At 54.4% G+C, this 10,251-nt stretch carries 10 protein-coding genes; 3 read left to right on the forward strand and 7 right to left on the reverse strand.

Features of this window, described 5'->3' with window-relative positions:
* The first annotated feature begins 66 nt into the window (after window positions 1–66).
* Together V5735_RS18825 and V5735_RS18830 are read left to right on the forward strand one after the other, a co-directional pair.
* On the forward strand, window positions 67–867 hold the full coding sequence (locus V5735_RS18825; RefSeq protein WP_423746420.1) for a phosphatase PAP2 family protein: 801 nt from the start codon (window positions 67–69) through the stop codon (window positions 865–867).
* A gap of 1,518 nt (window positions 868–2,385) precedes the next feature.
* Complete coding sequence (locus tag V5735_RS18830) at window positions 2,386–3,585, forward strand: orc1/cdc6 family replication initiation protein (protein ID WP_423746421.1); 1,200 nt, start codon at window positions 2,386–2,388, stop codon at window positions 3,583–3,585.
* A 54-nt stretch (window positions 3,586–3,639) separates the two neighbouring features.
* Here V5735_RS18830 and V5735_RS18835 read toward each other — a convergent pair whose 3' ends face one another.
* The 7 genes from V5735_RS18835 to V5735_RS18865 all read right to left on the reverse strand — a co-directional run bounded on the left by V5735_RS18835 (window position 3,640) and on the right by V5735_RS18865 (window position 9,470).
* A complete protein-coding gene (locus V5735_RS18835; protein WP_423746422.1) occupies window positions 3,640–3,888 on the reverse strand; it encodes a DUF7576 family protein in 249 nt (82 codons plus the stop codon).
* Window positions 3,889–3,939: 51 nt separating this feature from the next.
* The gene (locus tag V5735_RS18840; RefSeq protein ID WP_423746423.1) at window positions 3,940–4,080 is read right to left on the reverse strand and encodes a hypothetical protein; all 141 of its coding nucleotides are present in this window, start codon (window positions 4,078–4,080) and stop codon (window positions 3,940–3,942) included.
* 26 nt (window positions 4,081–4,106) lie between these two features.
* Entirely contained in the window at window positions 4,107–4,673 is a 567-nt protein-coding gene (locus tag V5735_RS18845) for a metal-dependent hydrolase (protein WP_423746424.1), read from the reverse strand.
* A 128-nt stretch (window positions 4,674–4,801) separates the two neighbouring features.
* Window positions 4,802–5,497: a helix-turn-helix domain-containing protein gene (locus tag V5735_RS18850; protein ID WP_423746425.1), complete on the reverse strand. Its 696-nt coding sequence runs from the start codon at window positions 5,495–5,497 to the stop codon at window positions 4,802–4,804.
* Window positions 5,498–5,662: 165 nt separating this feature from the next.
* A complete protein-coding gene (locus V5735_RS18855) occupies window positions 5,663–7,687 on the reverse strand; it encodes a bacterio-opsin activator domain-containing protein (RefSeq protein WP_423746426.1) in 2,025 nt (674 codons plus the stop codon).
* A 733-nt stretch (window positions 7,688–8,420) separates the two neighbouring features.
* A complete protein-coding gene (locus V5735_RS18860; protein ID WP_423746466.1) occupies window positions 8,421–8,657 on the reverse strand; it encodes a UPF0058 family protein in 237 nt (78 codons plus the stop codon).
* A gap of 291 nt (window positions 8,658–8,948) precedes the next feature.
* Complete coding sequence (locus tag V5735_RS18865) at window positions 8,949–9,470, reverse strand: plastocyanin/azurin family copper-binding protein (RefSeq protein WP_423746427.1); 522 nt, start codon at window positions 9,468–9,470, stop codon at window positions 8,949–8,951.
* A 135-nt stretch (window positions 9,471–9,605) separates the two neighbouring features.
* Here V5735_RS18865 and V5735_RS18870 point away from each other — a divergent pair, with 135 nt between their 5' ends.
* Window positions 9,606–9,788: a hypothetical protein gene (locus V5735_RS18870; protein WP_007981203.1), complete on the forward strand. Its 183-nt coding sequence runs from the start codon at window positions 9,606–9,608 to the stop codon at window positions 9,786–9,788.
* The last annotated feature ends 463 nt before the right edge of the window (window positions 9,789–10,251 follow it).

Raw genomic sequence — 10,251 nt, forward strand, 5'->3', positions numbered from 1 at the left:
CGGACGAACGTCGAAGGTATGAGACACGGAAAAACCAATGAACGAAAAATACGAGAGGAATAGAGCGTGAGCTTAGCCGAAATCACCGGTTTCGTGCTCGTCGGGGAGTTACTAATGCTCGGCGTGGCGACGACGGTTGTGGTCGGACGGACGGGACTTACGCGCGCGAGAGAACAGTTTAGAGAGCGACTGTTCGAGGTGTATCCACACTTCGGCCTGTTGTTCGGTGTTCTCGTGGTGAACAAGGTCGCTCGCGAGTTCGGTCCCGAACTGTCGTGGCTCATCGGCTGGAATATCACTAGTCGGATTTACGCAATCGAGGGCAACTTCGTCGGAACGGTCCAATCGATCGCACGACCGGAGTTGACGACGTACTTCTCGTTCATGTACATCTACGGGTACGTGTTCATCCTCGTGTTCCCGTTCGTCGCCTACTTCGCGCTCGAGGACAGTAAGCCGTTGAAGAAGGCGGCGGTCGCGTTCGCGGTGAACTACGGTCTCGGGCTCGTCTGCTACATCCTGTTCATTTCCTATGGCCCTCGGAACCTGATACCGGACGTCGTTCATCCGCTACTCTACTCGACGTATCCCGAATCACAGATACTGACCGGACAGGTAAACGCGAACACGAACGTCTTTCCCTCCCTCCATACGTCTCTGTCCGTCAGTTCTGCCCTGTTGGCGTACCAAACCCGGGACTCGTATCCCCGATGGACGCTCGTTGCGATTCCCATGTCGGCGAGTATCATCGTCGCCACGATGTATCTCGGAATCCATTGGGCGACGGACGTCGGTGCAGGCAGTATTCTCGGGGTCGGAAGCGTCCTCATCGCGGATCGCTACGTTTCGGACGATTCTCGGAAGTAGAAAATGGACGTGCCGTATGTCAAAGTTAAGAACGGGGTGGCTTTCTAGGAGTAGGACATGCGGTCAGCAATTAGGAGGTATAGGAATTAAACGTCCAGTTTTATCCGATGTTGTGGGTTAACAAGTAGCACAGAGACACACACACCACGTTTCCAGTGAAATGGGATGAAAGGGTGGGTGGGGTGCAGATGAAATGGGGGTCAAATGGAGTATGACCAGGTAGAAATGACATATATTTGTCTATGAGAGAAAGTACGAGCTTTTAGATTGTGAAATTAATGAGACGTTGAGAATTATGGGGGAAGCGTTGGGAATCATGGGGGGATTCCGGGGACACCGCATTTCCAGTGAAAACTGAGGATTCTAAAATACGATTTTAGAACAGGGGAGAGACGGAATATCGAGGAGAAAGCCAGAAAGCGAGGTCAAAATACACTGGTGGAAAACTCCGTTGAAAGGAGAATTTACACTGGAAACGTGGTCTCTCAAAAGGGAGAGCACCACGAAGTGAAAACACGACACTGCCGAAGCGTAAGAACGAGTCCAGACGGACAGATCGGCAGTACAGGCGGTGAGCAGACCGATTTCACTGGAAGTGTGGTGTCCTCGGGGAAGACAGATATCGTCAAAGATGGGTAGTGATTAAACGTGGTTATCGTTCGAACACGTCCGGCCCGTAATGAGAGACTCCTAAATCAGAACACGGGAAGGACTGAAACACGATAATTCACCGGAAATGAGGTGTGTTACGTCGCGGGGGATTTCACTGGAAACGTGGTGTGTGGGAGCGTAGTGTGGATGGGACGGACGTGGAAACGAACCCAGTGGACGAACAGGCGGAGAACTCGATAGTTCTCGAACCGGAGAACCGCGCTGATACACTCGTTCTGTTAGAGGCACACACCACGTTTCCGGTGAAATCTGACCTGAGACGGTGAAAAACGCGTCACGAGAAATAGAACCCTTATTTCGGGTACGGTAACCCGTGATAGATATCACGGGTTTCTATTATAGTGATTAACTCAATGGACTTTAACACTACCGATATACATAAATCATTCTATCACTTTCCATTTTATGATTTCAGTTTGCCATATTTTAGCGGCAACATGGTCCTGCTTCTCCTTCTCTCCACCTACCCTTTCAACCCATTTCACTGGAAACGTGGTGTGTGTGTCTCGGCTCAGCTAGCCAACCCATCGACCAAAATGAGCTCTGGCCAATATGTGTGGGCCCAACAAATATCAATATGATCCAAAACAACGGTCGACAATCATCGGGATCGGAATCATCGCACTTGGTGTTGTCCTCACCTGATGCCTCTACGTCCTCGTGCCATCGCTATGCTATCGCTTCCCATCCCTACGATAGTAATCCGTGGGTAACGGACCGCGGAGGTAACAGACCGGACTCAGGGGAACGCCCCGATTTCCGTCCCGGTGAGCGTCTTCTCCGGGTTGACTGCCATCCGTGTTACGCCCGGAACAGTAAAGGGATTTCACTGGAAACGTGGTGTCCATGAGCGACGCCGACTCGGACGAACTCTTCTCTCGGGAGGACCTCATCTTCGCGAAAAAGGAACTCCTCGAAATAAATCATCTTCCGACTCACGGTCGAATCGTCGGTCGAGATGACGAAATCTCTGCTCTCGCAAACGCTCTGAATCCCGCGCTGTTTAACCAATCCCCGAGCAACGTCCTGTTGTATGGGAAGACGGGAACCGGAAAATCACTCTGTGCAAAGCACGTTTCCCGTCGCCTCGTCGATGAAGCGGACGAGGAAGGAGTCACCGTCGGCGTCGCCTACGTGGACTGCGCTCAAGATAGCACCGAGACGCAGGCCGTCCAGACGATTGCGAGTACGACCAACACCCCGGACACGGACATCTCGATTCCCGACAAGGGTATCTCTACCTCGACGTACTACAAGCGCCTGTGGCGGATCCTCGACTACTTGTACGATGTGGTCGTGATAATCCTCGACGAAATCGACAAATTGGAGAACGACGACATCCTGATGCAACTCTCTCGTGCGGGTGAAGCGGGAAAACTCCAAAACTGCAAACTCGGCGTCATCGGCATCAGTAACAAGATCAAATACAAGGATCGGATGGACGAGCGGGTCAAATCGAGCCTCTGTGAGCGCGAATTCGTCTTTCCGCCGTACGACGCAAATCAACTGCGAGCCATCATGGAGGCTCGTAGCGACGCGTTCAAACAGGGGGTTTTGGAACCGGGGACGATTCCGCTCGCGGCTGCACAGGCCGCACAGGAACACGGGGACGCTCGCAAGGCTATCGACATCCTCCGATACGCAGGCGAACTTGCACAGGCAGAAAACGCCGAACGGGTCCGAGAGGAGTACGTGAAGAAGGCCCGCGAACGCGCGGAAAACGACCGATTCCGCGAGCTCATCCGCGGCGCGACGCCACACTCGAAATACGCGCTGCAGGCGCTTGCAATTCTCTCACTGGATAACCCCGACGTGGACGCGTTCCGAACGAGTCGGGTGTACGAAGTGTACGAACAGGTCTGCCGACAGATGGACAGTGACCCGCTTTCGACCCGCCGAGTTCGGGATTTGCTCCGCGAACAGGCGTTCCTCGATGTTATCGAACAGGCACGTCAAAGCGGCGGGAGTGCGGAGGGTAGCTACACCGAACACAGACTTCTCGAAGATCCGAAAGTGGTGAAAAAGGTTCTCGTTACCGAGGAGTGAATTCAATCGAATACCGAGGAGTGAACCCTGTAGCAAATCGAACGCTGCTTCCCTTTACTCTCGCCATCGCTCTCGGCATCGCTTGTCACAGAACGCGCGAATCCGAAATCCGGTTCCATCGTCACCGGCGACCACGGGATGCCATCGGCCGGTCTCGACCCTCGAACCGCAGTAGGAACACGTTTCGACGTTCGCTTCCGTTTTGATGCTTACTTCCGCTTTGGTGTTCGCTTCCGCTTCCATCGACTCAACCGTTCGCGTGTCCCGCGTTACGAAGCATCCTTGTCCATCGTTCCCGCTCATCGCTCTGTTCTTGCTTACCACACATCTCTATCTAATTATATAATTTTCTCTTCATCTTTTACCGCTGACCATTCGATTGAAAATTTGAATAATTACCGGATTGTTTACTATTGTTTTCGCTTCTCTCCTCACTTCCTCCATTCTCTCCCTTCCCCCTCCTTTTCCCCATTCTCTCCCTTCCCCCTCTTCCATCCCCGTCAAACAAATCCCCGTACGGTTTACGTCTCGATATCCGTTCCTGATTCGGATTCGAACCCCAAGTCGCGGTGAATGAATCCTAGGGTGTAGGCGGGAATCGGGTCGGCAATCCGCGCTTGTCGGACCGCTATCTGGAACGTTATCACGCCGGAGACGAGGAGCGCGAGGTTCGCTGATTGGTTGCTCGCGTAGACGAGATCGAACGTGTGTGGTTTCTCAAGTAGCGGATACAGCGGTTTGATACCCATCGGTGTGATTACATCCCCAGCGAGGTGACAACAGCTGCCACCGAATCCGGTGACGAATCCGTAAAACGTCTCTTCACTTTTTCCGGCGAGCGCGAGCGGTTCGAAACGGAACGCGACAAGGGCGAGTACCCCTCCCGCGAGAAACGCGGCCCAGATGGTATGCGTCAGTCCTCGATGTGCGAGTTGTGTGATGCGAAGGTCGATATCGGGTGCGAGTCCCATCGGGAGCGCCGTTACGACTACGATCTTCGCCGCCCGTGTTTCATCCCGCGCGACGAGACCGAAAACGACGAATCCGAACACTAACAGTACGATTCCGAGGTGACCGATAGGATTCATGCGGCCACCGTGTGCTTGACATCCCCTGACATCGAGCAGTACTTCGTATCATCCTCCCCAAAGCGTACGGCTTCAACCGTGTACGCTTTAAGACCCGAATCAACGGCGGTTGGGGACGTCAGGCCCTCTCAGTTGTCTTTCTTCTTGACGGCCAACGCGCTCCCGATGAGTTGCTCCGTATCCCTGCGGAGTCGCTGCGAAATCGCCGACGTGGAAATGTCGAGTTCGTGCGCGAGTTCGTTCTGTGAGATTCGACGTGGAATCTCGTAGTACCCGCACTCGAAGGCCATCCGAAGTAGTTGCTTTTGTTTTTCAGTCAGCCCTACGACGTCCGTCTCCTCGTGATCCGTCGCGTTCCCGAGTTGGTTGACGCGAAACGTTACGTCGTTTTCCAGGCAGTATTCCCGGAACGAAACGAGCGCTTGTCGAGTCGGTATCTGCATTCGGACGACCCAGCCGCCATCACCGCTCTCCACGTCGAGAATCCGAGCGTCGAGTTCGGGACATCGTGGCGCGATGAGCTCGACAGTAGAAATCGGTTCGAGTCGGTACACGCGACGACCTTCGTACGTTTCGACTAACACCGGATTGGTGACCGTGTAGTCTTGCTGTAGTTCTCGCTCGAACGTCTCGAAATCTTCACCGCGGACCGAGATGAAGAGGTGCTTCGGCGTCGTTCCGGTCAGGTGTTCGGTTTCGATGGTGACGTCGGTGATGGATTTGATAGTCGGAGAAAGAAGCAGGTCCGGGCCTGAGAGAGATACTTCGGCGATAATGTTATACAGTTGCCGCTTGATACCCGTTTCGTCGCTGTTCGTCACCATTGATGTCGATTTCGTCAAACTGTCAGAGTGTGGCTGATTAGTGACATTGTTGGATTCTCCGCTCATCTCTTTTGTATATAATTAACGGCCGACTGATGGATGTTATAGCTATATTTGTAGCCAGTTTCCCCCCAACCTTCAATATGTATAAATTCGGTCTGACATTCATCGGTCTTCGAACAGCGCGGTCAGCAAGTTTCGTTCCGACGCACGCAGATGACGGTTGAACGTCGGCTGTGAGACGCCGAGCGATTCGGCGATTTCCTGCCCGGTACTTTCGCGTGGCCATTCGAAGAACCCACTCCAGTACGCCGTTTCCAGCGCTTCCGACTGACGGTCGGTAAGTCTGTGTCGTAACTGCGCTCGAAAGTCCTGTTCCGTCTGTACCGGTCGGTTTCGTTTTCGTCGAGCGATGAGCTCCGTGTTGTCGTAGTGATTTTGAAACGTCTCGACGAAGCGCCGAACGTCGGCCGTCTGTGGAAGTTCGACCGTGAGTCTCGCTTCCGAACCTTCCGCGGTCGCAGCCTTCGGAACTGCACCGTGGTCGAGCAACAGGGAAATCACGTTTGACCCCGTTACCGTACATTCGAACAAATCCCGCTCGCCGTCTCCCGTGACGTGTCGAATGTCATTAATAACGAGTGACTGGTCGGAAAACGAGACCACCGATTCCGGAGTGGTTCCCTCCGTCGTGAAAAATAGTCGAAGCGTATCGTCCGTCTCGCGGATGACGCTCTCGAACTCGAAGCGACAGTCGGCCATCTGAACGAACTTGATGAGCGTGAACTGCGGGTCACATACTCGAAACTCCAATTCGACGGCACTGTCGCTGACTAGTGCTTTTTTGCTCTCGACGGCGTTGATGGCGTACCCGACACCTTTTCCGATATCTTCGAGCAGCGCTTGTTCCGCGTCGTTGAACACGTCCGGGTCACCGACGTAGACGGTGAGGACGCCGTAGACGCTTCCACCGTAAATGAGCGGAACGCTAACCGCGGCCCGGTATCCTCGCTTCAGAGCTTCCTGTCGCCATGTTTCGTACGGTGGGTCGCCGAGCAAGTCGTCGTCGATTGCCGGTTTTCGTGTCCGAACTGCCCGCCATGCGGTCGTTTGGGCGGTTTCGCTGTTTGTCTCCGAGAGTTCGTCGAGAAATGTCTGTTCGTCGCCGACCCACGTCCGTCCGGTGAGTTCGTCGGTCGTCGCGTCGTACTCGCCGATCCATGCGAACCGATACGGGGACGAGTTCGTCAACCGTTTACAGACGTCGTGTTCGATATCGCTCCTGGTATCCGCTTCGACGAGTGCAACGAGGATGTCTCGAACCACCGCTTCTCGACGTTGGGTGCGTTCGAGCGCAGTCTCCGTTTCCGATAGCGCCGCCTCTTGCGTGGTGAGTTCCCACTCGCGGTCGAGACGGCTGAACGCCGTTTCGGCGTTCGAAATCAGCATCTCAGCCAACGTCGCCTTCGTTCCGTTGGCGTCGGTCCGCGTCTCCTCGGCGACTATCAACGTTCCGTGCCGACCGAGTGGAAAGGCGATCTGACGAGTATCGTCCGCTTCGTCGTCACTGTGCTCGGTACGCCGTTCGCCCTCCAGAAAGGCCCGCCAGCCCAATCCTCCGTCGGTGTCGAACAGCCGTTCGTCGGGTTCGGAGACGCCTTCCCACGCGACCGGCCGAAGCGCGCCTTGTTCGCTATCGTATCGCGCGACGATAGCGGCCGAGTAGTCGAGGTCCGTCTGTGCTACGTCGACGGTCGTCTCGGCCACTCTGTCTTCCGTTTCGGCGTCCATCAGCCGTTTCAGTGAATCCTGTACCGCCGAGAGCCGCTTGCGATGACGTATTCGATTCCCGAGACGGTTTACCCGCTGCACTAACGCCTGTCCCTCGCCCGCGAAAGGAATCCACTCCGCTAACTCCCTGTCGAGAACGTCTCGGACGGTCTCGTCCACCCTCTCGGAAACGAGAAGGCATGTGGTGGACGGAGACGACCGTCGAACGTCCTCGAAAAACGACATCACATCCGTATCGTGCGTAGTCGTACAGACAACGCAATCAGCCAGCTCGAGTATCTCGTCGGAGATGGGTGTCGTTGCGGTTTCGACGTGGACGTCCGACCGCTCTCGAAGCGTCGTTATCACTCTTTCGTCGTCAGTCGGGGGTACGAAGAGGACACGAACTGCTTCAATCATTGTTTTCTTCGCTGAAGGGATACCTTGTACGACCGGCGATAGTACCTTATTCTTCCGATTTCAGCCAATTACCGCACGGTCGATGTTTGACGGCCAATCCGACCAATCTATCTGTACACCCTTCTATGAGCGAAATTTGTAGCCGGATTACCTTAAACCCAGAAATCTATTTCAGATGGTTTCAGATCGTTTCAAACTCCATCAACGTATGGTAGCCAGCTTCTATCGCGTATATTTCGAAGCTGAAATTTCGATTTCATATATCTGTGACATCCCGGTGTAACACGCCTGTCGTCAACCGACATCGGTATACTTCTCTGAAATCTGAACCGAATTCATACTCTGATTATCATTCAAACCACGACGATTCCTCGATTTTATTTTACTTCGAGATTTTCGGCCAGTCGTCCGATTCGTTCCTGGCAGGTCCGCTCTCCCCCCGATACCAACTCACTTCCCATTACGAATCTAAGCGGAAGCCCCGTCTATCTCGGAAAAATCGAATGACGGCGCTGATTTCCACCTTCTTTAAACCCCATTCCGATATACTAATTTCTCCTCGGTGGTCTCGCTCCGCTGCTGTCTTCATCGGCCATCAAAATTTCCCCAGTCAACCCGGCGTCGGTTTGCTAGCGATGAAATGCGGTCGTTCTCGTGTTCACTCCGGTGAGGATTCAGTACCGATAGCTATCGCTCGCGTCTCGTCCAGTTCTCCGATACTTCTGTGTAGGAATTAGTCGGCGTGAGGGGCGACCGTTTCGGTCTCCTCGCTCGTCATACTCGTCGTGAGATCGTTTGCCAGTTTGAGCACTGCTTCTCGGTGGTCGTTTTTCGAATGGTGGATAGAAGTTGGCCGCGTCGTTTGTTCGTCGTATGCCGAGAGGTCGAAAGTAGAATCGGTCTGTGTCTCAAACCGGTTTCGTACTTCCGAAAGCAGTCCGTGCAGATGAATAAGCTCTTGTTTTTTCATCCCGACGACAACTAATGACCGAACCCCTATAGTATTTCCTTGAGACATCATCGCATACGATGACGTGCGGAATCGGACGGAGCATTTTGTCTCCGTTCTCACCCGTCAAATACTAATCGTGAAAAAACTCGGTAGCAGTTTTTTTGCGTTATCGGTGAACGCCCTGAACCCCGATTGTCTCGGACACCAGTCGGTACGACGGACGGTTCTGGGAGCGACCACTGGGACTATCCGAGGGCGGGTCACTCGTCGAGAGGGGGACTGGTGTTTTCCTCGGTTGCGGTCACGCTTTCACCCGCTAAATTCGTCGTACGACACCGACCCCTCTTCGAGGATCGACTTCGTCTTTGGTACCTCACCGTCCGGTGGCATACTGCCGTCGGCAGGGCCGCCCGGTTTTCCGACGACGATGCGCCCGACCATTCCGAGCGGCTTGTGCGGAATACAGTAGTAATCGTGCGTTCCGACGGCGTTGAACGTGTGTTCGTACGACTCGCCTTTTTGGAGGACTTTGCTTCCCCACGCGGGGGCATTCTCGGGAATCCGAGTGGTTTCGGCGTAGATGTTGTCCGGGTGGTAGGCCGACGCCGAGTGGTTGCCACCCTTCACGACGAACGTCACGCTATCGCCCGGTTTGAGGTACAACCCGATCGGGTCGAAGTACGACCCGTTCCCATCGGTTTTCATCTCTACCGTGGTCGTTCCGCCTTCTGGACCGGACGTCGGCGTCGCAACCTCGTCGTCCCCGTTGAGCGCCGAACAGCCACCGAGCGCCGTGACGCCGATCGCGGCGACGAACTGTCGTCGGTTCATACCGATTGAATTTCGAGTGTAGATAAGTGGGTTCCGATGTGGCCAGTGTACCAGTCACCCGTCTCCCGCTCATCCCTCTGCCAGGCATCTGTCCGCCGCTCTTTTTATGCTCATACCGACCGAATTGCTAGCGGGATGTTGGGACAAACAGGGCGATTCTGGGTGGGTGCGGCTCTGTTCCTGATCGGTGCCGTGCTCCTCTTCGAGAATTTCGTTCCCGGCGTGAACGCACCGCTGATACTGGTCGCAATCGGGGTGTTGGTGCTCGCCGTCGGAACGCTCATCATCGCGGTTGCACGGCGACAGCGCCCCGTCTGAACTCGGTGCGTGGTCGCTGTGTTGTCGCCATCGGTAGTGGCTTCGTTCGCACGTCGGCCCCGCCGTCGAACGGCGCTATCGTACGCGTCAAACTCTTTCCCGCCCATCTCGTCAAAACTGGCTATCTCATCAAAACCATCAAAACTATCTCTCCTGTCCGAGCGGTCTCACTGCTTTCTATTCCACTCGTTACCACCACTGATCCTGTCCGACCCGATCGAACTAGCAGAACTGTCACAACCGACAAAATAATCACCGTTGTCCAAACTATCAAAACCGTCCGAACCTCCCCAGAGACATCCGTTTCCCTCCGGTAGTTTGTACCGCCAAACTAGTTTTGCCAGTTCTGACAGTTTGGATTATATGATATCTGCCATTCTTAGCTCCTGTACCGCCGTTTTAGTGGTTTATTTGTGAACGTCTGACGCGGTTTTATATTGTTTGGACGGTTTTGCGGTTTTGT

Origin of the sequence: Haladaptatus sp. SPP-AMP-3 (assembly GCF_049568665.1) — an archaeon.
Lineage (GTDB): Archaea > Halobacteriota > Halobacteria > Halobacteriales > Haladaptataceae > Haladaptatus > Haladaptatus paucihalophilus.

Bases quoted from the DNA above. Each gene is read 5' to 3' on its own strand.
- V5735_RS18830 (WP_423746421.1), top strand. From the start codon at position 2,386: ATGAGCGACGCCGACTCGGACGAACTCTTCTCTCGGGAGGACCTCATC.
- V5735_RS18835 (WP_423746422.1), bottom strand. From the start codon at position 3,888: ATGAGCGGGAACGATGGACAAGGATGCTTCGTAACGCGGGACACGCGA.
- V5735_RS18840 (WP_423746423.1), bottom strand. From the start codon at position 4,080: ATGGAAGAGGGGGAAGGGAGAGAATGGGGAAAAGGAGGGGGAAGGGAG.
- V5735_RS18845 (WP_423746424.1), bottom strand. From the start codon at position 4,673: ATGAATCCTATCGGTCACCTCGGAATCGTACTGTTAGTGTTCGGATTC.
- V5735_RS18850 (WP_423746425.1), bottom strand. From the start codon at position 5,497: ATGGTGACGAACAGCGACGAAACGGGTATCAAGCGGCAACTGTATAAC.
- V5735_RS18855 (WP_423746426.1), bottom strand. From the start codon at position 7,687: ATGATTGAAGCAGTTCGTGTCCTCTTCGTACCCCCGACTGACGACGAA.
- V5735_RS18860 (WP_423746466.1), bottom strand. From the start codon at position 8,657: ATGAAAAAACAAGAGCTTATTCATCTGCACGGACTGCTTTCGGAAGTA.
- V5735_RS18865 (WP_423746427.1), bottom strand. From the start codon at position 9,470: ATGAACCGACGACAGTTCGTCGCCGCGATCGGCGTCACGGCGCTCGGT.
- V5735_RS18870 (WP_007981203.1), top strand. From the start codon at position 9,606: ATGTTGGGACAAACAGGGCGATTCTGGGTGGGTGCGGCTCTGTTCCTG.